The sequence below is a fragment of the Bacillus sp. OxB-1 genome, assembly GCF_000829195.1.
Taxonomy (GTDB): Bacteria; Bacillota; Bacilli; order Bacillales_A; family Planococcaceae; genus Sporosarcina.
Genome location: NZ_AP013294.1, coordinates 1,430,204 through 1,454,178, shown reverse-complemented (window position 1 = coordinate 1,454,178; position 23,975 = coordinate 1,430,204). Strand labels below are relative to the sequence as shown.

Annotated in this window: 18 protein-coding genes; 2 read left to right on the top strand and 16 right to left on the bottom strand. The window is 49.6% G+C overall.

Annotated features, from left to right (window positions below):
* Positions 1-39: 39 nt before the first annotated feature.
* From glpX to OXB_RS07305, 7 genes are all read right to left on the bottom strand, one after another.
* Positions 40-1,005 carry a class II fructose-bisphosphatase gene (gene glpX, locus OXB_RS07335; RefSeq protein ID WP_041073113.1) on the bottom strand — a complete coding sequence of 322 codons (966 nt, stop codon included), beginning with the start codon at positions 1,003-1,005 and terminating at the stop codon, positions 40-42.
* Between the two features lie 117 nt (positions 1,006-1,122).
* Positions 1,123-2,400 (bottom strand): UDP-N-acetylglucosamine 1-carboxyvinyltransferase, encoded by a 1,278-nt coding sequence (locus tag OXB_RS07330; RefSeq protein ID WP_041073111.1) that lies wholly within the window; start codon positions 2,398-2,400, stop codon positions 1,123-1,125.
* Positions 2,401-2,419: 19 nt separating this feature from the next.
* Positions 2,420-3,067 (bottom strand): fructose-6-phosphate aldolase, encoded by a 648-nt coding sequence (gene fsa, locus OXB_RS07325; RefSeq protein WP_041073109.1) that lies wholly within the window; start codon positions 3,065-3,067, stop codon positions 2,420-2,422.
* 87 nt (positions 3,068-3,154) lie between these two features.
* Positions 3,155-4,012: a class II fructose-bisphosphate aldolase gene (locus tag OXB_RS07320; RefSeq protein ID WP_041073107.1), complete on the bottom strand. Its 858-nt coding sequence runs from the start codon at positions 4,010-4,012 to the stop codon at positions 3,155-3,157.
* A gap of 146 nt (positions 4,013-4,158) precedes the next feature.
* Positions 4,159-4,548 carry a response regulator gene (locus OXB_RS07315; protein WP_041073105.1) on the bottom strand — a complete coding sequence of 130 codons (390 nt, stop codon included), beginning with the start codon at positions 4,546-4,548 and terminating at the stop codon, positions 4,159-4,161.
* Positions 4,549-5,396: 848 nt separating this feature from the next.
* Positions 5,397-6,056: a response regulator transcription factor gene (locus OXB_RS07310; protein ID WP_041073103.1), complete on the bottom strand. Its 660-nt coding sequence runs from the start codon at positions 6,054-6,056 to the stop codon at positions 5,397-5,399.
* Positions 6,049-8,388, bottom strand: a complete 2,340-nt coding sequence (locus OXB_RS07305; RefSeq protein WP_041073101.1) for an ATP-binding protein — start codon at positions 8,386-8,388, stop codon at positions 6,049-6,051. Before OXB_RS07305 ends, OXB_RS07310 begins: the two co-directional genes overlap by 8 nt.
* A gap of 226 nt (positions 8,389-8,614) precedes the next feature.
* On the opposite strand from OXB_RS07305, the gene OXB_RS07300 reads away from it, so the two are divergent.
* Entirely contained in the window at positions 8,615-9,127 is a 513-nt protein-coding gene (locus OXB_RS07300; protein ID WP_041073099.1) for a DUF2529 family protein, read from the top strand.
* Between the two features lie 478 nt (positions 9,128-9,605).
* Here the strand turns inward: OXB_RS07300 and OXB_RS07290 are convergent, their stop codons facing one another.
* Together OXB_RS07290 and rpoE are read right to left on the bottom strand one after the other, a co-directional pair.
* Complete coding sequence (locus OXB_RS07290) at positions 9,606-11,210, bottom strand: CTP synthase (protein ID WP_041073096.1); 1,605 nt, start codon at positions 11,208-11,210, stop codon at positions 9,606-9,608.
* A gap of 146 nt (positions 11,211-11,356) precedes the next feature.
* A complete protein-coding gene (gene rpoE / locus OXB_RS07285) occupies positions 11,357-11,944 on the bottom strand; it encodes a DNA-directed RNA polymerase subunit delta (protein WP_144399658.1) in 588 nt (195 codons plus the stop codon).
* Between the two features lie 201 nt (positions 11,945-12,145).
* Between rpoE and OXB_RS07280 the strand changes: the two genes are divergently transcribed.
* Positions 12,146-12,634 carry a hypothetical protein gene (locus tag OXB_RS07280; RefSeq protein WP_041073094.1) on the top strand — a complete coding sequence of 163 codons (489 nt, stop codon included), beginning with the start codon at positions 12,146-12,148 and terminating at the stop codon, positions 12,632-12,634.
* A 234-nt stretch (positions 12,635-12,868) separates the two neighbouring features.
* Here OXB_RS07280 and icmF read toward each other — a convergent pair whose 3' ends face one another.
* From icmF to OXB_RS07245, 7 genes are all read right to left on the bottom strand, one after another.
* Complete coding sequence (gene icmF, locus OXB_RS07275; RefSeq protein ID WP_041073092.1) at positions 12,869-16,132, bottom strand: fused isobutyryl-CoA mutase/GTPase IcmF; 3,264 nt, start codon at positions 16,130-16,132, stop codon at positions 12,869-12,871.
* Positions 16,133-16,188: 56 nt separating this feature from the next.
* Entirely contained in the window at positions 16,189-16,827 is a 639-nt protein-coding gene (locus OXB_RS07270) for a TetR/AcrR family transcriptional regulator (RefSeq protein WP_041073090.1), read from the bottom strand.
* Positions 16,828-16,840: 13 nt separating this feature from the next.
* Positions 16,841-17,980, bottom strand: a complete 1,140-nt coding sequence (locus tag OXB_RS07265) for an acyl-CoA dehydrogenase (RefSeq protein ID WP_041073088.1) — start codon at positions 17,978-17,980, stop codon at positions 16,841-16,843.
* A 270-nt stretch (positions 17,981-18,250) separates the two neighbouring features.
* Entirely contained in the window at positions 18,251-19,387 is a 1,137-nt protein-coding gene (locus tag OXB_RS07260; RefSeq protein WP_041073086.1) for an acyl-CoA dehydrogenase, read from the bottom strand.
* Between the two features lie 15 nt (positions 19,388-19,402).
* On the bottom strand, positions 19,403-20,254 hold the full coding sequence (locus OXB_RS07255; protein WP_041073084.1) for a 3-hydroxybutyryl-CoA dehydrogenase: 852 nt from the start codon (positions 20,252-20,254) through the stop codon (positions 19,403-19,405).
* A 28-nt stretch (positions 20,255-20,282) separates the two neighbouring features.
* Positions 20,283-21,476 carry an acetyl-CoA C-acetyltransferase gene (locus OXB_RS07250; RefSeq protein ID WP_041073082.1) on the bottom strand — a complete coding sequence of 398 codons (1,194 nt, stop codon included), beginning with the start codon at positions 21,474-21,476 and terminating at the stop codon, positions 20,283-20,285.
* Positions 21,477-21,679: 203 nt separating this feature from the next.
* Positions 21,680-23,830 (bottom strand): (Fe-S)-binding protein, encoded by a 2,151-nt coding sequence (locus OXB_RS07245; protein WP_041073080.1) that lies wholly within the window; start codon positions 23,828-23,830, stop codon positions 21,680-21,682.
* Positions 23,831-23,975 lie beyond the last annotated feature (145 nt).

Below are 23,975 nucleotides of genomic sequence, written 5' to 3'. Positions count from 1 at the left end.
GTAGAAGGGCCCGGCGGGTAAGCCGGGCGCTGAGGTAAATCAATCCTGCATGACGAGTAGAGGTTTTTTCTTCATGCTGTGGCGGCCTTCGACAAATCGGATTGTCCCTGATTTGGACCGCATGACAAGTGAATGTGTTTCACTATAGGAACCTTTGAATTGTACACCGCGGAGCAATTCGCCGTCCGTCACACCTGTCGCAGCGAAGATCGCGTCGTCGCCTTTCACCAGGTCTTCCATGCGAAGCACTTTATTCACATCGATTCCCATCTTCTTGCAACGTTCCGCTTCTCCGTCATTGGATGGCACGAGACGGCCTTGAATTTCCCCGCCGAGGCATTTCAGCCCGACGGCCGCAATGACGCCTTCCGGTGCGCCTCCCAAACCGAAGAGGATGTCCACTCCTGTTTCGTCAAATGCTGTATTGATGGCAGCCGCTACGTCTCCGTCATTGATCAGTTTGATACGGGCTCCGGCAGCACGGATTTCTTCGATGATTTTGGCATGGCGTTCCCGGTTGAGGACGGTTGCCACCACATCTTCGATATTTTTGTTTTTCGCTTTCGCTACGGCCAGCAGATTATCCGTCACGGACGCGTCGATATCGATTTTTCCGACCGCTTCCGGACCGACCGCGATTTTATTCATATACATATCCGGCGCATTCAAGAGGTTGCCTTCGTCCGCGATGGCGATGACCGCCAGCGCATTCCAGCCGCCTGCCGCCACGATATTCGTACCTTCCAGCGGGTCGACGGCTACGTCTACGGCTGGTCCATGGCCAGTTCCGAGTTCTTCGCCGATATAAAGCATCGGCGCCTCATCCATCTCCCCTTCGCCGATGACGACGACGCCTTGCATCGGGATCGTATCGAAGACGGTGCGCATCGCTGTAGTCGCAGCGTCATCCGCTTCATTCTTCAAGCCGCGCCCCATCCAGCGCGCCGCCGATACGGCAGCCGCTTCTGTGACTCGAACCAATTCCATCGATAAACTGCGTTCCATTCAAGTTCCTCCTGTGTTACGGGTTCAGCCATGAGTTTGGTTCCTCTGACCAATTTCTGCCGTAAGATTTGCTTCTTCACTCAATTATAACACATTCTCCAGAAACGCCACGCGGTTTCATTCACCTACGACGGCGGTTTGAGTGATGCTTTCCTTCCGGATATCTGCCCCGATTCCGCGAAGCTTTTCAATCAGATTGCTATAGCCTCTTTCAATATGTTGGATTTCCTGGACTTCCGTTTCCCCATCCGCAATCAAACCTGCGATGACAAGAGCCGCCCCCGCCCGCAAATCCGACGCGCGGACAGTCGCCGCTTGCAATGGCGTCGGTCCGTTCAAGATGCCCGACCGGCCTTCGACCCGTGCATCAGCGTTCATCCGTCTCAATTCATCCAACTGCTTGAACCTTGCCGAATAGACGGTATCCGTAATGACGGAAGTTCCGGCGGCTTGTGAGAGCAGGACGGAGAATGGCTGCTGGAGATCTGTCGGGAAACCGGGGTAGACGAGCGTTTTAATATCGACCGCCCGCAAGTTGGAAGCCTTCGGGATGAAGATCTTTTCTTCCCCTTCCCGGACATCGACGCCCATTTCCCGCAATTTCGCCGTCAAGGATTCGACATGCAGCGGGATGACGTTGTCGATCGTTATGCCGTCGCCCGCCACAGCCGCCATAATCATGAACGTGCCCGCTTCGATCCGATCGGGGATGATCGTGTGCTTCGTACCGTGCAGTCTCTCGACCCCTTCTATCCGGATGACATTTGTACCGGCGCCTTTGATGTTGGCTCCCATATTGGACAATAAGGTCGCTACATCGATGATTTCCGGTTCCTTCGCGGCGTTTTCGATCGTCGTCCGCCCTTTCGCCAAGACCGCTGCCAGCATGATATTGATCGTCGCTCCTACGCTTACGACGTCCAAATAAATTTTCGCACCGCGCAATTCGTCAGCGCGCAGGTAGATGGCGCCATGCTCGTTCGTCACTTTGGCACCGAGCGCTTCAAACCCTTTGATATGTTGGTCGATCGGACGGGGGCCCAAGTGGCATCCGCCCGGAAGCCCGATCACTGCACTTTTAAATCGTCCAAGCATCGCACCCATCATGTAGTAGGAGGCGCGAAGCTTCTTCACATTGCCGTTCGGAAGCGGCATCGATACCATTTCAGATGGATCGACCGTCATCGTCCCGGCGTTGAAATCCACTTTCCCTCCGATATCTTCCAGGAGGGCTTGCAATGTCAGGACATCCGAAATTTCCGGAAGTCCTTCAATCGTTACCGTCGAATCTGCCAAAATCGAAGCGGGAATGAGGGCGACGGCGCTGTTTTTTGCGCCGCTCACTTTGATCGTCCCGCGCAGAGGGTTGCCGCCTTTGATTTTATAAACGTCCATTTCGGTCTCCTTTGGCACGTCACTTGTTCTTTCTAGCTTCCCAATCCGCCAGGAACGCTTCGATCCCTTTATCTGTTAGGGGGTGGTTGAAAAGCTGCTGTAGTACTTTGAATGGTGTTGTAGAGATATGGGCGCCGTTCAAAGCGGCGTCTGTAATATGCTGCGGATGGCGGATGGAGGCTGCGATGATTTCCGTCTTGATGTCATGGATCGTGAAAATATCCGCGATTGTGCTGATCAGAGCCATGCCGTCTTGCCCGATGTCATCGAGCCGACCAAGGAACGGGGATACGTAGGTTGCACCTGCACGCGCTGCCAGGAGTGCTTGGTTTGCACTGAAAATCAACGTGACATTCGTTTTAATGCCTTCGTCGGCGAAGACACGGCAAGCTTTCAGTCCTTCCGGGGTCATCGGCAGCTTCACCGTAATATTCGGCGCTATTTTTGCCAATTCCCGTCCTTCTTCGATCATGCCTTCCGCATCCAGCGCAATTACTTCCGCACTGACCGAACCCGGTACCAATGCTGTGATTTCACGCAACCGGTCATGGAACGATACGTTTTCCTTCGCTACGAGGGAAGGGTTCGTCGTCACGCCGGATAAAATACCCCAACTATGCGCCTCTTTGATTTCTTCAAAATTGGCTGTGTCAATAAAAAACTTCAATGAGATGTCCTCCTAACTAGGTCGTATGGAAAAGAAGGAGAATCCATCCGGGGGATCCGGATGCTTCTCCTTTCATCTTGTTGCGTATTATGCTTTTTGAGAGCTTCCGAACTCGCGCATTTTGCCGATCACCGTTTGCTTGATGGCATCCCGCATCGGAGCCAGATATTTACGCGGATCATAGACGTCCGGGTCGGATGCCAATTTTTCGCGGACGGCTTTCGTCCCTTCGATCTGGTTTTCCGTATTGACGTTGATTTTCGCTGTCCCTAGTGAAATAGCACGTTGGATATCTTTTGTCGGGATTCCCGTTCCGCCATGGAGGACGAGCGGCAAATCGGATTGGTTCGAAATCTCCTCCATCTCTTTGAAACCGAGATTCGGTTCGCCTTTGTAAGGGCCATGCACAGAGCCGAGCGCCGGTGCCAAGCAATCGATATCGGTTTTTTCAACCAATTCCTTGCATTCCGCCGGGTCTGCATAAATGACACCGTCGGCAATGACATCGTCTTCCTGACCGCCCACTACGCCAAGCTCCGCCTCGACGGAAACGCCGCGCTCATGAGCATATTCAACGACCTGTTTGGTAATTTCAATGTTTTCAGCAAGCGGTTTAGACGAAGCGTCGATCATGACGGATGTGAATCCCGCATCGATCGCCTCCTTGCATTTTTCAAAGCTGGAGCCGTGATCCAGGTGGATGGCGACAGGCACAGTGATCTGGTAATCGTGCATCAGACCTTTCACCATATTGACGACTGTTGTGAAGCCGCCCATATATCGTCCCGCACCTTCCGAGACCCCCAGAATGACAGGGGATTGCTCTTCTTGTGCAGCTTGCAGGATTGCCTGCGTATATTCAAGGTTGTTCAAATTGAACTGACCGATTGCATAACCTTCTTTTTTCCCTTTGATCATCATTTCTTTCATGGAAACGAGTGCCATGCGAATTCCTCCTCCGGATTATGAAAATGGACAGTATATCTAGGATTTTTCTTCATTTTACCCTTTTTCCATCATATCAAAGTCGGTTCGCGTTTTCCACTGCCCGCCTTAGGTGCGGGCAAATCAATCATGCCACAGCATGATCATTACTTTTGTTCAGCAGGATTTGTACGTTCATCGGATAAAAGCAATCCATTTACCGTATTCCGGATTTCATAAATGTCAAAAGGCTTGGCAAAATAAAGGACCTTTCCCCGCCGAGCCGATCCTTGCGGCAATTCACTCTCTTCATAAGCCGTCATCATGATGACCGGCACTTCAGGACAAAGTACTTCCAATTGTTCTAATGTTTCGATCCCATCCATCCCCGGCATTTTGGTATCGAGTAGGATGCATCCGGGTATTTCCTCCCGTACCGCTTGAATCGCTTCCAATCCATTCCCTGCAAGCCGCGTCTCATATCCCTCTTTACGGAATAATTCATCTAGCAGAAGACGGATGCCTGCCTGGTCATCAACGATTAAAATTGACTTCATTATGATAACCTTCTTCCCCTTTTTTCGCATGTAGTAGTATTAAGATATATATTACACTGAATAATGACTTCACCTTCTTTTATTTACCAAAAAAACATCTTTTCACCAATTCGACATTTTCTCCTCGCTTCACTCTTTACATCAGATAGGGCTGCCCCCAGATCTTTGCATCAGATTTTGCAAAGTAAAAAGACCTATCAAAAGAAAAGACCGAAGTGAGTGTATTTTCAGATTAGGAAGCTATTCGGAAGCTCCGTAATTGTTTTCTCCGTCCTCTATTTTTCACTTAATGAAAATTGACCCCTCTTTTCATAGCAATTAAAATAGATAGAGTTAGTGCCCTTTTCGATTCATCTGAGAGGAACAATAAATCCGGTTATAGCAAAGACTGCTGATTTAATTAATTATTTTAAGATAATTTACTCTAGCCATTTTGTAAAATTTTTACATTAACCCTATTTATATTTTTAAATTACTTTTAATGCAATAGCATTATCTATTTTCACATAAAACTCGTCCTTTTTCACCGTAATTAGATTTGCGGTTTTCTACGTAGATATTGCGGTGCTAGGCCTTAACTTCCATTCAATTTTATCGAGTACGTGGTAGGGATTAGGATCGAAAGCTTCTTTTGGAGGTTTTATCATAAATTACGGCAAAAGCTGGAGTCTATTGTAATGAAAAGTTCATGTGGATTATTGAATAATATGGGTTTATTTAGTAAATATACTAAAAATGAATCAGCAATCAGGACTTTACTCCCGATTCAGTAGTGAACTCACATAATGGCGGTTGCCGAAGCTACCGCCATCTAAGAATGCAAAAGACCGACACACGGCCATCTTCGTTCATCTCATCTCCTGTTCGGAGAGGAGTCCGTATTCTTTCGACTTCACCAAGGCCTCTGTCCGTGAACCGACCTTCAACTTCGTGAAAATTTTCGTCAAATGGTATTCGACAGTCCGCTGGCTCATCGAAAGTTGAGCGGCGATTGCTTTGTTCGTCAGCCCTTGCGAAATACCCGCAACAATCTGTTGTTCCTTTGTTGTCAGGAGCACATTGCCCATGTCCAACTGCCCCTTGTCCGTAGAAGGCAGGGCATCCATACGCCTAAGTTGCTTCACCAATTGTATGGGAAGGACCGCCTCATCCCGGAGCGCGCAGCGGATGGCCGTTATCAATTGCTCCTGGGTGGCCGTTTTGCTGACGAAGCCCTTCACGCCCGCTTCAACCATCATATTGAAGTGTGTCACCAGATCGAATCCCGTGTAAATGAGAATCGTCGCTTCCGGGCTTTCCTGTAAAATCAGCTTCGTCAACTCGATGCCATTGATGTTAGGCATGAACAAATCGACCAAATACACATCGTATGACCGCTCTTTAATCACCCGCAGCGCTTCTTCCGGATCGGCACTAACGGTCGCCGTCCACCCCGGTTCTAGTTCGATTATTGTACGCGTCCCTTCTCCCACAGCAGGATGATCATCCACTACTAACACATTAACCATGCTCAGCCCCTCCTATCTTCAGCCCGACTCGCACTTCCAATCCGGCCCCTTTTTCCGTGCGGATGGACATGTTTCCCCCTATGCTCCTCACCCGCTCCCGCATTCCGGATAGACCCATCGTTTGGAAGGAATCCATCAAATCTTCCTGCGCCAACCCGATTCCATCGTCGCTGTATTGCAAAGTCAAGTACAGTCCCTCTTTCTTCAAAGATAGTTTCACTTCGGTCGCTTCGGAATGTTTCATGGCATTTGTCAATAGTTCCTGCACTACGCGGTATAAAGTCAATTCCAGGTCATGGTCCAGCCGCTGAATATTCCGATCCAATTCCGCTTCCAGCAAAAAGTCGCAACGAAGTTTCGTTTGGTCGACCAAATGTTGGATCGACTGGATCACCCCCAATTCATTCAAAAAAGGAGGCCGCAGCTCATTGCATGTCTCCCGGATCAGATGGACCATGTCGAGCATCCTTTCTTTAACATCCTTCAAATCTTGTTTTATGATGAAATTCCGTTCATTAAGAATGAGCGTGTCAATCTCTCTTAAGAGGTGAAGCTGGTCTTGCAAAATGGAATCGTGCAAGTCATTCGATAGGTTGGCACGCTCTTTTTCCGACAGAGAAAACAACAGGCGGGACAACCATTGCGGATGATCCCCTTCCGCCTTGTGTTCCAACCGATACTCCTCGATTCGCTTTGCCAGCCCTTCAATCAGCTGGAAATTTTCAAGCAGAATGCCAGATAGATAGGCCAATGTTTCCAGCCAAATCTTCTCCTCCATGTTCAGCCGTGTTTTTGATGACTTATCTCCTAATAAAATCAGTCGTCTTATACCGTATTCCTCTCCGATGAGAAGGGCTGTTTGATTGGAAAGCCGTGTCAGCGACCCAATCGGAAGCACTTCCCAGCATCGGTTCTCAACTTCATCGGAAACATTTTCGCTCAGACCGTTCTGGTTTTTGACTTTCCACACGCTCTCGCCGTCCACCCGAACGAGTTCACAGTATTCGACTTTACCGATGCCGAGAACTCTTTGAATTTCATTCATCAAATTGTGGATTAAGTTTGACACTTCGGTTTCCGCTTTCGCTTTTTGAAAAAATTTATGCATACTCTCTTCATACTGATTCTTTTGCGAGAATAAATGATGCCGTAATTTGTAATCCAACATCTCTTTAATATATAAGGCCGCCGTCGTGATAATAAATAAAATAAAAAAAGCTTGTGTCATCAGAAATGGGGATATTTCAATATCCAGGATGAAAAGCAAAAAAAACCCGGACATAATCGTGTAGGGAAAGGAGATGATTGAATAATATTTTAACCGGCCTAAGAAAAATTCAACGTCAAATAATTGTTTCGAAAGCAGCAAGTGAATGAACATGAAAGGGATACAAAGAATAAAGGCCGTTGTAATTTCAAGCGGAATCAATGCTTCGTCTACCAAAACAATCGGAATCAAAGAAAATAAGACGGAAGGACCGAAAGCAAACAGCAAGGTCGTTCCGAGTATGATGATGACCGCACTGCTCTCCGTATTCCTATATTTCAAATAGACACGGACCAACAGAATGGCCAGAAAAACGGTAAGCGCAGAAAAAAAGGCCATAGTGTAGCGTTTCGTCTCAATCGTATGATGTATCAGTTGGTTCTTGATTGAGATGATTACCAAAATAGCATTCAACAAATAAAGAACGATTAACGTTTTTTTATGTAGAAAGATCATACCAAGCTTCCGGAAGTAAACCATCAAAAAATGGGCAAACAAAATGAGCGAGCTTGACGCAGTAGCGATCAAGAACAGTCTGCCGATTAAATCGGCACGCTCTGTTGCGAAAAGGCTAATATAAAAAAAGCCGATGGACAGCAGGAAGCAAGTTAAAATCCGGGCCGCCTGATCATTTCCGGCTTTCCTGTAAAGGAAGACGCTGAGTAAAATGGAGGCCGCACAAAATAGTATTGGAATAATGGCATAAAAAAGAGTGTCCACGGTAAACGTCGCTTCCTTGACGTCCACTGTTTTTACAATTTCCCTCTCACTTGTCCATGTGATGTTTTTCGCTTTTTCCACCCTGTGATAGCGGAGAACGGTAGAATGGCGTTCCGGAGATTTTCCATCCACTAATAGTACCGTGTCTCCTGGATGAATATCATGGCTCATAGCCCAGCCATTCTTGGCCACGTGGGATACTTCCCACCGATCTTCTTCCACTTCCTCTACTTTCAATCCAATGATCGGATACGTTAAAATGATGAACGTAAAATATCCGAACAGAATCACCGAGAGGACAATCGGTAGCAAATAGAAGCCCGATGCTTGATGTACTTGTTTCATGTTGTGTCGTTGTCTCCTACAAACCTACGGACTCCCTAAGCAAACGTAGTCCAAATTACTCGGTTTCGTAATAATCGGTCTCACTTTTTCTATCAGCATACCATAATATAATCAAAATTTCCTATGTTTTTTCTACAAATGGTTGCCTCCAGCTAGGCAAATGACCGAATCATAATTGCGGTTTATTTTCCCGGATAATTTTATAATGAAGAAGAGGTGATGACGGTTGAAAATATTATCGACACAAGTAAGCGGACTGCTACAGCGGATCGTGACAAATGAAGAAGAAGCGATGGAGGAAACAGCCCGTCTGTTAGCACAGGCGACTGCCGGGGAAGGGCGCGTCATTTTTTCGGCATTCGGCGAGATGGGTGCTGTGACAGCCACTGCTCTCCGCGGCGTGGAACCGTTCGCCGGGGCGGTGCGTTATGAATCGGACATGCCTATCGGTTCGGCGGATCGGGTGTGGCTGTTGACACGCAGCGCAACGGATCCGTCCGCTTTGGAGCTGGCCCGCCGCCTGGCCGAGCAATTCATTCCATTCGGTGCGCTGGCCGCGGAAAAACCGGATGGGGATAATGAACTTGCCGATTTGGCCTATACGTATATCTCCACCGGTTTGACGAAGGGGCTCTTGCCCGGGGAGAACGGAGAGCGCATCGTCCACCCCCATGCGCTCGCTGCTTTGTTCGTTTATGAAGCCGTGAAATTGGTATATGATGAAATGCTAGGTGAATGAAACAGTTGAGATGAAGTGTTGGGGAGATATCAGTGCTCCAGGCTTAGTGTCGGCGGTTGGGCGGGGTTATCAGCACTCCGGGCGGGATCAGCACTTGCGCGAAGTTATCGGCGCTCCGGGCGGGATATCAGCACTTGCGCGGGGTTATCGGCGCGCAACCCGGCGTTATAAGCGCGAGATGGGCACTTATGAGCGCGGTTGACGAAATTATAAGCGCGGAACTTAAAGTTATCGGCGGAGAAACGAAAGTTATGAGCGTTGGCACGGCAGTTATGAGCGCCGAAACGATAGTTATGAGCGCTTGAGTGAAGTTTATGAGCGCTTGGGCATAGTATCAGCACTTGCACGGGGATATCGGCACTCCAGGCTTAATATCAACGCTTGCGCGAAGTTATCAGCACCCCCGGGCATAGTATCAATACTCGTCCCATGCCGGGCGCATATTTAAAGAGGCTGTCCAATTGGACAGCCCCTTTCGTCATTCAGCTTGATGGGTTAATGCGGCGCCGATAAATTCACGCAATAATGGTTGCGGACGAGTCGGACGCGAGATGAATTCAGGATGGAATTGGCAGCCGATGAAGAATGGGTGATCTTGCAGTTCAATGATTTCCACAAGCTCGTCATCCGGGCTAACCCCGGCCATGATCATGCCAGCCTCTTCGAATTGATTTCTGTATTCATTGTTGAACTCATACCGATGGCGATGGCGCTCGTGGACAAGTTCTTCTCCATATGCTTGGCGCGCTTTCGTGCCTTCCTTCACTTTGCATGGATGGGAACCAAGGCGCATCAGGCCGCCGGATTCACTGGATTCGGTCATATCGGATTGATTTTCAAATAACGCGTATTCTGCATCCAAGTTGAATTCCGTGGAGTGGGCATCTGCCATGCCGAGCATGTTGCGTGCGAATTCCACTGCAGCCAACTGCATGCCGAGACCGATTCCGATGAACGGGATGTTGTTGGTGCGGGCAAACTGGATGGCGGTCATTTTACCATCGATGCCTCGATCTCCAAATCCGCCAGGTACGACGATGCCGTCGACCTCGCCCAGGATGTCGGCTACATTTTCTTCATTCACTTCTTCCGCGTTGATCCATTTCACTTCGATATCCGCATCAAATTGGTAGCCCGCGTGGCGCAACGCTTCGACTGTGGAAATATACGCATCTTGCAGTTCCACGTATTTTCCGACTAGGCCGATGCATACTTTCTTCGATAAGGATTTTACGAGGTGGACAAGTTCCTTCACGTCTGTCATATCCGGCTCTTTCGTTTCCAAACCCAAGAAATCTACGACAATCTTGTCCATATGCTGCTCATGCAGACGAAGTGGCACTTCATACAATGTCTCCGCATCCAATGCCTCGATCACTTCTTCCGGTTTGATGTTACAGAACAAAGCGATCTTGTCTTTCATCTCTTGCGGAACCGGATATTCACTGCGCACGACGATGATATTCGGCTGGATGCCCAAGCTTCTCAATTCCTTCACGCTATGCTGGGTCGGTTTAGTTTTCATTTCACCCGCTGCGTGGAGGTACGGAATGAGCGTATTGTGGATATACATGACATCGTTTTTGCCGAGATCCGTTTTCATCTGACGGATGGCCTCCAAATAAGGAAGGGATTCGATATCGCCCACACTGCCGCCGATTTCCGTAATGACGACGTCCGCATTCGTTTCCTTTGCCGCCCGCTTGATGAGACTTTTGATTTCATTTGTAATATGCGGGATGACTTGGACGGTCGCGCCCATGTACTCCCCGCTCCGTTCTTTTTTCAATACGGAGGAATAGACTTTGCCCATCGTGACGTTCGAGTATTTGTTCAAATCGATGTCAATGAAGCGCTCGTAGTGGCCGAGGTCGAGATCCGTCTCCGCACCGTCCTGCGTGACAAATACCTCGCCGTGTTGATAAGGACTCATCATACGAGGGTCGACGTTAATATAAGGATCGAATTTTTGCATCGTCACTTCCAGGCCGCGGCTTTTTAGAAGCCTTCCTAAAGATGCAGCATTGATCCCCTTACCGAGTGATGAAACGACACCGCCAGTTACGAAAATATACTTTGTCATGCCAAACTCCTCCGTTCGCGAAATTTATAATGAAAAATTAAAAAACGCTCCGTCTGAAATCCAGAGGAGCGCATATGCATCGGTTCAAGTGTCCTTTTAAGGAGCCCTGTAAAATCTTATAGCGTTCTACGTACGAAGTCAAGAGATTATTCTTCAATCTCCTCATCTTCCTCGAATTCATCTTCTTCCTCTTCATCTTCATCGTCGAGTTCCAAATCCTCATCATCCGGAATGATTTCCAACTCGTCATCCGTGTCCAGAAGGTCCTCCTCGATTTCAATGATATCTTCCTCTTCTTCCTCTTCGAGATCTTCTTCGTCCTCGTCGTCCTCTTCTTCCTCGTCCTCTATCAATTCGTCATACTCTTCCTCATCGTCCTCATCGAACAGTTCCTCTTCCTCGTCATCCAGCACTTTTTTCTTCTTCTTTTTACGCACTTTGACGACTGGCGCTGTCTCTTCTTCGATTTGCTCGACCGGATACCACTCGCGCAATCCCCAACGGTTATCGTGGATGGCGATGAATCTGCCGTCGATGTTTAAATCTGTATAAAACTGTTGCAATTTACCCTTCATTTCACTTTCGCTCATGCCTGTCAAATCACGGATTTCATCCATCAACTGTTGGAAGGTAAGTGATTCATGTCTTTCTGTTAAAATGGCGTAGACGATATCAATCATCGATTCTTCTGCCAATTGTTCCTTCGTCATCTCGCGGATATTCAACAAACGCACGTCCTTTCTATAGAAAACATACTACTCATTATATACAATAAATCCCGGATTTAGCTACAATCTTTTACTCCTTCGAAATTGACGGAATTCCAGGACACTAATATAGATCAGGTAAATTGCCGCAAGTAAGAAAGGGATGGCCCCTAAATCATTCCCATACAGTAGGAAAGTAAGAATGACTAGGATAATGATGACCACTAGATGAACAGTATACTTCAAGCCAACACCCCATTTCCATTGTCCTCCCCATTATACATGGAGATAGCAAACGTACGCTATGAATTCGATTTAATTTTAGCAATTTTCATAAAGGAAAATACATCGTCCCATTTGCTGAATAAAAAAAGGTTTCCCGTCGATCTGGGCCTTTCATCTGTTATGAAGTTCACGGGAAATGTTGCGAGGTGGAGCGTAAACGTTGCAAGATACTATCGAAACGTCAGGAGGCTGGGTCATGGCGTTGGGAGGTTCTCGGAAATCGTTGAGAGGCAGGGCTCAAGCGTTGCGAGGTTCCCGAATAACGTTGGGAAGCCGGGACAAAGTGTTGCGAGGTTCCCGAATAACGTTGGGAAGCCGGGACAAAACGTTGCGAGGTTCCCGAATAACGTTGGGAAGCCGGGACAAAACGTTGCGAGGTTCCCGGATAAACGTCGGGAAGCCGGGACAAAGCGTTGCGAGGTTCCCGAATAACGTTGGGAAGCCGGGACAAAGCGTTGCGAGGTTCCCGAATAACGTCGGGAGGCCGGGACAAAACGTTGCGAGGATGAGCCATGTCGATGGGAGGTCCACCCAAGACATTGAGGGGAACATAACTGCCGGGAAGCTACCCATAGACCTGATTTTATCACTTCCAGCGCCAGAACAAAAATCCGTGAAGAACGAAGTTCCCACGGATTTTTGCTTGGACTAGTGTCATCCCATTGATTACATATTGCGGCGGTACTGACCGCCCACTTCGTAAAGTGCGTTCGTAATCTGGCCAAGGCTCGCGACTTTGACGGTTTCCATCAGTTCCGCGAAGATATTGCCGCCCGTGACAGCCGTTTCTTTCAATTTCAGCAAGGCTTTCTCCGTCTCGTCCGCATGACGCTTCTGGAATTCACGCAGGTTGATGATTTGCGACTCTTTCTCTTCCTTTGTCGCGCGTGCGAGTTCCATGTTGTCGATGTCTTCCTCGGACGGAGGGTTCGGATTCAAGTACGTATTCACCCCGATGATCGGCAGCTCCCCTGAGTGCTTCAAATGCTCGTAGTACATGGATTCCTCTTGGATCTTGCCCCGTTGGTATTGGGTTTCCATCGATCCGAGCACACCGCCGCGGTCGTTCAGGCGGTCGAATTCCGTCAGCACGGCTTCTTCCACGAGGTCCGTCAATTCTTCGATAATGAAGGAACCTTGCAACGGGTTTTCATTTTTGGACAGGCCATGTTCTTTTGTAATGATCATCTGGATCGCCATTGCCCGCCGGACCGATTCTTCCGTCGGCGTCGTGATCGCTTCGTCGTAGGCATTCGTGTGGAGCGAGTTGCAGTTGTCTTGCAGAGCCATGAGCGCCTGCAAAGTTGTACGGATGTCGTTAAAATCGATTTCCTGCGCGTGCAAACTGCGTCCTGACGTCTGGACGTGGTACTTCAGCTTCTGGCTGCGCTCGTTCGCCCCGTACCTCTCCCGCATGGCAACCGCCCAAATCCGGCGTGCCACCCGGCCGATCACCGTATATTCCGGGTCCAGCCCGTTCGAGAAGAAGAAGCTCAAGTTCGGTGCAAAATCATCGATATTCATGCCACGGCTCAAGTAGTATTCGACATAGGTGAAGCCGTTCGATAATGTGAATGCCAGTTGTGAAATCGGGTTCGCTCCCGCTTCGGCGATATGGTAACCCGAAATGGACACCGAGTAGTAATTGCGCACCTTCTTGTCGATGAAGTACTGCTGGATATCCCCCATCATCCGAAGAGCGAATTCCGTGGAGAAGATGCAAGTGTTCTGCCCTTGGTCCTCTTTCAGGATATCGGCTTGCACGGTGCCGCGGACGACTTGCAGCGTGGCATCGCGCACTTCCGTGAATTCTTCGTCAGTCAAAGTTCGACCCAGTTCCTCTTCTTTCAAGCGGATCTGCTGATCGATCGCCGTGTTCATGAACATGGCTAGGATGATCGGAGCCGGTCCGTTGATCGTCATTGAGACGGAAGTCGATGGTGCACATAAATCGAAGCCGTCATACAATTTCTTCATATCGTCCAATGTACAGATGCTGACACCTGACTCGCCGACTTTTCCGAAAATGTCCGGACGCTCATTCGGATCTTCCCCGTAAAGCGTGACCGAGTCAAAAGCGGTCGATAACCGTTTCGCGTCATCGTCCTTGGACAGATAATGGAAGCGGCGGTTCGTCCTTTCCGGTGTCCCTTCTCCCGCGAATTGACGCTTCGGATCTTCCCCTTCCCGTTTGAACGGGAAAACTCCAGCCGTATAAGGGAATGAACCTGGTAAATTCTCTTTGTACACCCAGCGTAAAATTTCCCCGTAGTCCTCGAATTTCGGCAGGACGACTTTCGGGATTTTCAAGCCGGATAAACTCGTTGTTGTCAGCGCAGTACGAAGCTCCTTGTCACGGATTTTTGTGACGAATTCATCCCCGGCATAGGATTCTTTCAACGCTTTCCAGTTTTGGATGATCCGCTTCGATTCCGCCGTCAGCTCATCCCGCACCCCATCTGCAAGCGACTGCAGCGAAGCGATAAGTTTATCATCCGGCGCTTTCTCTTTCACTGCTTCCATAGCCCCTTCGAGCTGGAATAAACGCCGTGCGAATTCGACTTGTTGTACTGATCGTTTATGATAATCGCGGACTGTGCCCGCAATTTCCCTTAGGTAATGCTGACGGTCGTTCGGTATGATGACGTTCTGTTTTTGGGTCTTGATGAATTGGGCATACGATGTTTCCCAATCCAAGCCGCATTTTTCATTCAGCACGTTGACGATTGCAGTAAATAGCGAATTCGTTCCTTTGTCATTGAACTGGCTAGCGATCGTGCCGTAAACCGGCATCTCATCGATTTCCTTATCCCAAAGGCCGCGGCTGCGCTGGTACTGCTTCTGGACTTGGCGAAGCGCATCTTCGGATCCTTTGCGTTCGAATTTATTGATGACGATCAGGTCGGCAAAGTCGATCATGTCGATTTTCTCGAGTTGCGTCGGCGCCCCGAATTCACTCGTCATGACATACATCGAGACATCGGACACTTCCGTGACTTCCGCATCCCCTTGCCCGATTCCACTCGTTTCGACAACAATCAAGTCGTAGCCCGCCGTTTTGACGACATCGAGTACATCTTTGATGGCGCCCGACAATTCGGTACGGGAACCACGGGTCGCCAAGCTGCGCATGAATACCCGCTTGTTGAAGATGGCATTCATCCGGATCCGGTCTCCGAGCAATGCCCCGCCCGTTTTCTGCTTCGTCGGGTCGATCGAAAGGATGGCGACTTTCTTATCCGGCAGTTCTTGCAGGAAACGGCGGATCAATTCATCGGTCAAGGAACTTTTCCCTGCTCCCCCAGTACCCGTGATGCCAAGCACTGGTGTGTTTTTGGTAAGTGTCCGCGCTTTCTCAATGAGTTGCACTGCTTGCTGGTCGTTTTTCCCGTGCTTTTCTTCCGCATAGGTGATCAAGTTGGCCAGTATTTCGGGATGGTCCGTGTTCACTTTTTCCAAGTTGGCCAGTTCATTGTCCGCCTCGGTGAGGAAGTCGCATTCTTCCAACATCCGGTTGATCATCCCTTGCAGGCCCATTTTGCGGCCGTCTTCCGGCGAGAAGATCCACGCGACACCGTAGTCATGCAGTTCCTTGATTTCCTTCGGGATGATGACCCCGCCACCGCCGCCGTAAATGCGAATATGCGGCGCTCCTCTTTCTTGCAGGAGGTCATACATATATTTGAAATACTCGACATGGCCCCCTTGATAGGAGGAAATGGCGATTCCTTGAACATCTTCCTGAATGGCCGCGTTCACGACCTCCTCCACCGAACGGTTATGTCCAAGGTGGATGACCTCCGCCCCGCTGGATTGCAAAATGCGGCGCATGATATTGATGGAGGCATCGTGGCCATCGAATAGGCTAGACGCCGTCACAAAACGGATATGGTGCTTCGGCTTATAAATCTCAACTGGCGCTGTTACCATATTAATACACCCCTTCTGCCCAAACCCGGGCGCAATTTACACAACAGGTTGCCGTGCTAACGGATTTCTTCGTGTTCTCGTACGATTCCGTTGAAAAACTGATCTGTCTGGATACGGATATAATCATCGATTGTCGTATCCTTATCGAAAGCCCATCTCCGGAACGCCCACATCTGCCCTTGGACGACGATATGGTTGGCCGCTATCCGGATTTCTTCATCGGTGATGCGAAGCTCACCCGAATGGGCGCAAGCCTTGAACAAGTCTTCGAATAGAGCGACCATTTCCATCTCCTTCTGTAAGACGTATCGCAAGGCATCCTTCGGCAAGGATTTGGACTCCTGATACATGACGAGGAATTCATCCGACATGTCGTCGATCAAGCGGAAATACTTATCGATGGCGAGCCGGATGCCTTCCACCGTCCTTTCTTGGTCCAGCGAACCGTTCAGGCGGTTGAGCACTTTATTGTAAATATTGTCACAGACGAGATATAGGACGTCTTCCTTCGTCCGGATATATTCATAGAGCGTCCCGATGCTGAAGCCCGCCTCTTTGGCAATCTCCCGCGTCGTCGCCCGATGGAATCCTTTATTCCTGAACAGTTTGACAGCGCCCCGGATCATTTGCTCCCGACGTTTTTCTATCAAACTCTCGTCTTTGACGGACGATTTGACTACTAGTTTTTTTTCCATATGAACCTCCCGTTTATTTTGTCAGCATACGGGAGATGACAAGACGTTGAATTTCCTGCGTTCCTTCGTAAATTTGCGTGATTTTCGCATCGCGCATGAAACGCTCGACCGGGTAATCTTTCGTATACCCGTAACCGCCAAATACTTGAACTGCTTCGGTTGTCACTTTCATCGCTGTATCTCCGGCCATCAATTTCGCCATGGCCGATTCTTTTCCGTATGGCAAGTTATTCGATTCCAACCAAGCTGCTTGATATGTCAATAGGCGGGATGCTTCCACCGCTGTCGCCATGTCCGCCAGCTTGAAGCCGACACCTTGGTTCGCCGCGATCGGTTTTCCAAACTGCACCCGTTCCTTCGCATAATCGACCGATGCTTCAAGCGCCCCTTGCGCAATCCCCACGGCTTGCGCGGCAATCCCGTTCCGGCCGCCATCCAATGTTTTCATTGCGATGATGAAGCCTTCGCCTTCCTCACCCAAAAGGTTCTCTTTCGGCACCCGGCAATTGTCGAACATGATTTCCGTTGTTGGAGATGAACGGATCCCAAGCTTCTTCTCTTTCTTTCCGACGGAGAAGCCTGCAAAATCTTTCTCGACGATGAATGCGCTTGTTCCTTTATGCTTCGATTCCGGATCGGTGACCGCGAATACGATGTAAATGTCCGCTATCCCGCCGTTGGTAATGAAGATTTTGGATCCGTTCAGCACATAGTCTTCGCCATCCAGCTTGGCGGTTGTGCGCATGCCGCCCGCGTCCGATCCTGAACCCGGCTCGGTCAAGCCGTATGCACCAATTTTGGTGCCTTCCGCCATTGGACGCAGATACTTTTGCTTCTGTTCTTCCGTACCATATTTGAAAACCGGCCATCCTGCAAGTGATGTGTGGGCCGATAAGGTAACGCCCGTCGATGCACAGACCCGGGAAAGCTCCTCCACTGCGATGACGTATGCAAGATAGTCACTGCCGATGCCGCCGTACTCTTCCGGCCAAGGGATGCCCGTCAATCCAAGTTCCGCCATCTTTTCAAATAATGCCATGTCGAACCGTTCTTCTTCATCCCGTTCCGCCGCAGTCGGTGCGACTTCATTCTCCGCAAAATCACGGACCATCTTCCGGATCATTTCATGTTCTTCCGATAATTTAAAATCCATTTTGATTCCCACCTTATCTTTGTCAAAGTATATGGTTTGCAACAGGGCTGGTGCTTTCCGTTCCAGCGCTCGCTTTCCGCGGGCGTGGCTTGAGCCTCCTCGTCGGTTCGCTCCTGCGGGGTCTCAAGGCTCACGCTATTCCCGCAGGAGTCGAGCGCTTCCACTCCAAGCAACAGTCCACTGATATATCGTCCAAGGTGCCAGGTACTGACACCATTCGCGCTCTTTGCGAATTGTGGCAGCACCTGGCATCCAATCGATTTACATTTTCTACTTCGTCAATTGCTTCGATATAACCAACCGTTGGATCTCACTGGTACCTTCATAGATCTGCGTAACTTTTGCGTCGCGGAAATAGCGCTCCACCGGATAGTCTTCCGTATAGCCGTATCCGCCGAACACTTGGATCGCTTCGATCGAACAGTCGACCGCCGTCTGGGAGGCGAACAGTTTCGCCATCGATGCCTCTTTCCCGCATGACAGCCCTTCCGACCGCATCTGCGCAGCCCGGTAGACAAGCAGTCGCGATGCTTCCACCGCTGTGGCCATATCCGCCAATTTGAATCCGACCCCTTGCTGGGCGGCGATCGGCTTTCCGAACTGGACACGCTCTTTCGCGTAGTCTGTCGCCGCTTCCAATGAAGCTTCCGCAATCCCGAGCGCCTGTGATGCGATGCCGATCCGGCCTACATCGAGATTGGCCATGGCGATTTTGAATCCTTCGCCTTCTACGCCAAGCACCTTATCTTCCGGCACTTTCATATCTTCGAACGTCAATTGGACGGTCCGTGAACCATGAAGCCCCATTTTCTCCTCATCTTTTCCGATGACGAGTCCCGGTGTGTCTTTGTCGACGATGAACGCCGTGACGCCGTGCGTTCCTTTCGATGGATCCGTCGAAGCGAACACGATATAGACATCCGCTTCCCCGCCGTTCGTAATGAAGACCTTGGATCCGTTGATCACATAATGTCCGTCTTTTTTAACGGCCCTTGTTTTCAATGAACCTGCGTCCGACCCCGCTGAAGGTTCGGTCAAACAGAAGGCCCCGAGGTATTCGCCGCTCGCCATTTTGGGTACGTACTCTTGCTTTTGCTGTTCATTTCCGAAATAAAGGATCGGGTTCGTTCCGACCGAAGTATGGACTGATAGAATGACCCCGACAACCGCGCTCACCTTGGATAGTTCGTTGATCGCGATGATATAGGAAATGAAATCCATCCCCGATCCGCCGTATTCTTCCGGAACCGTGATACCCATCAGGCCGAGCTCGCCCATTTTCGTTAAGATGTCGTGTGGAAACTCCCCCGCTTCCATCCGGGGAACAAACGGCTCAATCTCTGTTTTAGCAAAATTCCGTACCATGTCGCGCATCATCAGCTGTTCTTCGGTAAATTGTAAATCCATGGCATTTGCTCTCCTTTATTCGTAAACGTAGAAGCCGCGTCCTGATTTCTTCCCGAGCCAGCCGGCTTTCACATATTTGCGAAGCAATGGGCAAGGGCGGTATTTGGAGTCGCCGAACCCTTCGTACAAGGTTTCCATGATATAGAGGCATGTGTCGAGTCCAATGAAGTCTGCCAATTGCAAAGGTCCCATCGGGTGGTTCATGCCCAGTTTCATCACTTCGTCAATCGCTTCTTCTTTCGCCACGCCTTCATAAAGCGTATAGATCGCTTCGTTGATCATCGGCATGAGAATCCGGTTCGCGACGAATCCTGGGAAATCGTTCACTTCCACCGGCGTTTTGTCCAGCTTCACCGTCATCTCTTCTACGGCTTGATACACTTCGTCCGCCGTTGCAAGGCCACGGATGATTTCCACGAGTTTCATGACCGGCACCGGGTTCATGAAGTGCATGCCGATCACTTTTTCCGGACGGTCCGTTACCGCTGCAATTTCTGTAATCGGCAAGGAAGAAGTGTTCGTTGCTAGAATCGCGTGGTCCGGCGCAATTTTATCCAATTGTTCAAAGATGGATTTTTTGATGTCCATGTTCTCGACAGCAGCCTCGATGACCATATCGACGCCGGAAGCATCTTGCAGATCCAATGATTTCGTGATCCGTCCGAGCACTTCGTTTTTCTCGTCTTCTGTCATCCGTCCCTTTTCAACATTTCGGGACAAGTTTTTCGTAATGACCGCAAGCCCTCTATCATATAACTCTTCCTTGATATCATTCAAGGTCACTTCAAAACCTGCTTGCGCACACACTTGGGCAATGCCCCCGCCCATTTGTCCCGCACCGATGACCATTACTTTTTTGATTTCCATTAGTGTTCCCCCCGTTTTCCCGATTCCATTAATCTTTTTCCACTTCGATCATGACGGCATCGCCTTGCCCGCCTCCCGAGCAGATCGATGCAATGCCGACGCCGCCGCCGCGGCGTTTCAGTTCATGGGCAAGTGTCAAGATGATTCGGGCACCGCTCGCCCCAATCGGGTGGCCAAGCGCAACCGCGCCGCCATTGACATTCACTTTCTCTGGGTCCAGTCCGGCGATTTGAGAGCTTGCCAGAGCCACGGCTGCAAATGCTTCGTTGATTTCGAATAGATCGACGTCTTCCAGCTTCTTGCCCGTCTTTTTCAGAAGTTCATTGATGACGAGGCCTGGTGTTTGCGGGAAGTTTTCCGGTTCGATGGCGACTTCAGCGTGACCGATAATGGTCGCAAGCGGCGTTTTCCCTTCCCTTTTCGCCCGTTCTTCATTCATTAACACTAAGGCGCATGCCCCGTCATTCACTCCCGGTGCATTTCCGGCAGTGATTGTGCCGTCCTTGTCGAATGCCGGACGCAATTTAGAAAGCGTTTCCAAGGTTGTGTCCCGGCGGGGTGCTTCATCCGTATCGAAAACGACGGGGTCCCCTTTGCGTTGCGGAATTTCGACTGGTACGATTTCCTCTGCAAAAATCCCTTTATCGATCGCTTCTGTCGCACGCTGATGGCTGCGGAAGGACCATTCATCCTGCGCTTCACGTGTCAGTTCAAATGAATCCGCCGTCCGGTTGCCGTAGGTTCCCATATGTACCCGCTCCGGTGAGAAAGCACAGGACAGTCCATCGTAAATCATCCCATCCACCAAATTCGTATCACCCATCTTCAAACCGAAGCGGCCTTTCTGCAAATAATACGGCGCATTGGACATCGACTCCATGCCGCCCGCAACAATCACTTCCTCGTCTCCCAAGCGGATGAGCTGATCGCCCAATGTAACGCTCCGCATTCCGGAAGCGCATACTTTGTTGATGGTCTCCGTTTTTACCGACCATGGAAGGCCCGCTTTCGTCGCTGCTTGGCGGGAAGGGATCTGTCCTTGCCCTGCCTGAAGCACCGTCCCTATGATGACTTCATCCACTTCATCTTCTTTTACGTCCGCACGATGCAGTGCCTCTTTGATCGCGATTCCACCCAGATCACTCGCTGACATCGCTTGCAAGGCTCCGCCCAATTTTGCAAATGGGGTGCGCGCCCCTCCGATAATTACTGTTCTTGCCATTTCCCATCGCCTCCGTTTTGATAGTTGACTGTCATGGAATTGAATTTGAATTTCATTGACTGAACGCTCGCTCAACGCAGCTTCGAAGAAAAAGGGAGTGAGTCCCACTCCCTGCATTAGTTGTGATGTCAAACAGGTCGGTGCAATCCGTCCAGTTTCTAATTGATTTAATTATACGACAAGACTGATAGTTCTGCAATAGATTATTGGAGAACCGTGGCCTCTTCTTCCGTTGCAGCCAATTGCCTCTCCTCACCGAAAATCGAGCGTTCAAGCAATTCGGCGATATCGTATGTGCCGACCGAATCTTCCACTTCCACCGCTTTCGTTCCGTCCGAGAGCATCGTCAAGCAGTATGGACAACCGGAAGAAATGATGCCCGGGCTCACTTCGAGCGCCTGCTCGGTCCGTGCTACGTTGATGCGGTGGCCGGTATCCTCTTCCATCCACATCAGGCCTCCGCCAGCTCCACAGCACATGCCGTCCTGGCGGTTCCGTTTCATCTCGACGAGTCGGACGCCCGGAATCGCTTTCAGAATTTCGCGCGGCGGGTCATAGACGTCGTTGTATCTGCCGAGATAGCAGGAATCATGGAATGTAATTGTTTCATTGATCGGATGCTGCGGTTTCAGTTTTCCTTGAATGACGAGTTCATGGAGAAGTTCCGTATGGTGGAGGACTTCCGCCTTGAATCCGAAATCCGGGTATTCATTCTTAAATATATTATATGCGTGCGGGTCGATTGTGACAATTTTTGTAACGCCCGCTTTCTCGAACTCTTCGATATTGGAAGTCGCCAACTCTTGGAATAAAAATTCATTTCCTAGACGGCGCGGTGTGTCACCGGAATTCTTCTCTTTATTCCCCAGAATGGCGAATTTGACGCCCGCTTCGTTCAGAAGATGCGCAAACGACAACGCAATCTTTTGGGAACGGTTATCGAAAGCACCCATCGAGCCGACCCAGAATAGATATTCGAAGTCTTCTCCCGCTTTTTTCATTTCTTTGACAGTCGGGATGTGAAGTTCCGGATTGGCTTCGCGCCAGTTCTCCTTCTCTTTCCGGTTCAGTCCCCACGGATTCCCTTGACGCTCGATGTTCGTCATCGCGCGTTGTGCATCCGCATCCATCTTCCCTTCCGTCATGACGAGATAACGGCGAAGATCGATGATTTTGTCGACGTGTTCGTTCATGACCGGACATTGGTCTTCACAGTTCCGGCAGGTCGTGCACGCCCAGATTTCCTCTTCCGTAATGACATCCCCGATCAGGCTCGGGCTGTAAATATCATCAAGTACAGCACCTTCCGCCCCAGCCGCCAACGCGATCTGGTTCCCCTTCGTGTTCTTGAACATAGGAGCCGGTACCCAGGGCTTCTGCTTCGTGACCAGCGCCCCAGTGTTCGTCAAATTATCACGCAGCTTTGTAATCAAATCCATCGGAGACAACATTTTGCCCGTCCCGGTGGCAGGACACATATTCGTACATCGTCCGCATTCCACGCAAGCGTAGAAGTCAATCATTTGAAGCTGTGTGAAATCGGTTACTTTTCCAACTCCGAGAGCCGGCATTTCATCTTCCTCTTCCACATTCTCAAGTGCTTCGAAATCAATCGGCGCCAGTTTGCCACGACGGTCGAAACGCATGAAATACGTATTGACCGGCCCTGCGATCAAGTGCGCGTGCTTCGATTGCGGCACATAGACGAGGAATGTCAGCAACGTCAGCAAGTGAATCCACCATGCGATAAAAAAGACGGCTGCAGCAGCAGTCGGCGACATGAAGCCGAGTCCCGCGGCAATGGCGGATGCCATCGGTTCTGTCCATGTTGTTTCATGACCTTGCCAGATGATGTTCGCTCCATTTGCGACAAGTGTCGACAGCATGAGTGTTCCGATGAAAATTAGGACAAGGCCGGATTTCCAACCTCTTTTCAAACGGACCAGCTTTTCGACATAACGGCGGTGAAACGCCCAGACGACTGCTATAAGAATGACTGCGACAACGATTTCCTGGAAAAACGTAAAGGCCGGATAGATCGGTCCAAACGGTAAATGCGATCCTGGCTTGAGTCCTTTCCAGATCAGATCGATCGCGCCGAATTGTACGAGCAGGAAGCCGTAGAAGAACATGACGTGAATCGAACCACTCTTCTTGTCCTTCAATAATTTCTTTTGTCCAAAAACATTCACCCAAACCGCTTCAAGCCTTCTGGATACATTCTTGTCAAACTCTTCCTTCCGGCCAAGTTTGATGAATTGGGTCCGTGTTTTTAATAAATACGTGAATAATGCCAGCGCATAAGCCGTGACGGCTAAAAACAACACCCAATTGGCAATTAATAATGGCCCCATTCATTCCCTCCCCTTTCTTTAAAACAAACGTGACATACTGTTTGTCGGTCACTCTTATTTAACAGTTTAATTATGAATGAGCATTCAGTCAACAGAAATTTTTATTCAACGGCAGAATATTACTTTTCAAACTATTATTTATCTG

What these genes read in the sequence shown, in the direction of transcription:
- OXB_RS07260 (WP_041073086.1), bottom strand. Translation starts at nt 19,387, where the DNA reads ATGGATTTACAATTTACCGAAGAACAGCTGATGATGCGCGACATGGTA.
- OXB_RS07315 (WP_041073105.1), bottom strand. Translation starts at nt 4,548, where the DNA reads ATGAAGTCAATTTTAATCGTTGATGACCAGGCAGGCATCCGTCTTCTG.
- OXB_RS07280 (WP_041073094.1), top strand. Translation starts at nt 12,146, where the DNA reads ATGAACAGTATACTTCAAGCCAACACCCCATTTCCATTGTCCTCCCCA.
- OXB_RS07305 (WP_041073101.1), bottom strand. Translation starts at nt 8,388, where the DNA reads ATGAAACAAGTACATCAAGCATCGGGCTTCTATTTGCTACCGATTGTC.
- OXB_RS07330 (WP_041073111.1), bottom strand. Translation starts at nt 2,400, where the DNA reads ATGGACGTTTATAAAATCAAAGGCGGCAACCCTCTGCGCGGGACGATC.
- icmF (WP_041073092.1), bottom strand. Translation starts at nt 16,132, where the DNA reads ATGGTAACAGCGCCAGTTGAGATTTATAAGCCGAAGCACCATATCCGT.
- OXB_RS07320 (WP_041073107.1), bottom strand. Translation starts at nt 4,012, where the DNA reads ATGGCACTCGTTTCCATGAAAGAAATGATGATCAAAGGGAAAAAAGAA.
- OXB_RS07250 (WP_041073082.1), bottom strand. Translation starts at nt 21,476, where the DNA reads ATGGCAAGAACAGTAATTATCGGAGGGGCGCGCACCCCATTTGCAAAA.
- OXB_RS07270 (WP_041073090.1), bottom strand. Translation starts at nt 16,827, where the DNA reads ATGGAAAAAAAACTAGTAGTCAAATCGTCCGTCAAAGACGAGAGTTTG.
- OXB_RS07265 (WP_041073088.1), bottom strand. Translation starts at nt 17,980, where the DNA reads ATGGATTTTAAATTATCGGAAGAACATGAAATGATCCGGAAGATGGTC.
- OXB_RS07245 (WP_041073080.1), bottom strand. Translation starts at nt 23,830, where the DNA reads ATGGGGCCATTATTAATTGCCAATTGGGTGTTGTTTTTAGCCGTCACG.
- OXB_RS07290 (WP_041073096.1), bottom strand. Translation starts at nt 11,210, where the DNA reads ATGACAAAGTATATTTTCGTAACTGGCGGTGTCGTTTCATCACTCGGT.
- glpX (WP_041073113.1), bottom strand. Translation starts at nt 1,005, where the DNA reads ATGGAACGCAGTTTATCGATGGAATTGGTTCGAGTCACAGAAGCGGCT.
- OXB_RS07255 (WP_041073084.1), bottom strand. Translation starts at nt 20,254, where the DNA reads ATGGAAATCAAAAAAGTAATGGTCATCGGTGCGGGACAAATGGGCGGG.
- OXB_RS07310 (WP_041073103.1), bottom strand. Translation starts at nt 6,056, where the DNA reads ATGGTTAATGTGTTAGTAGTGGATGATCATCCTGCTGTGGGAGAAGGG.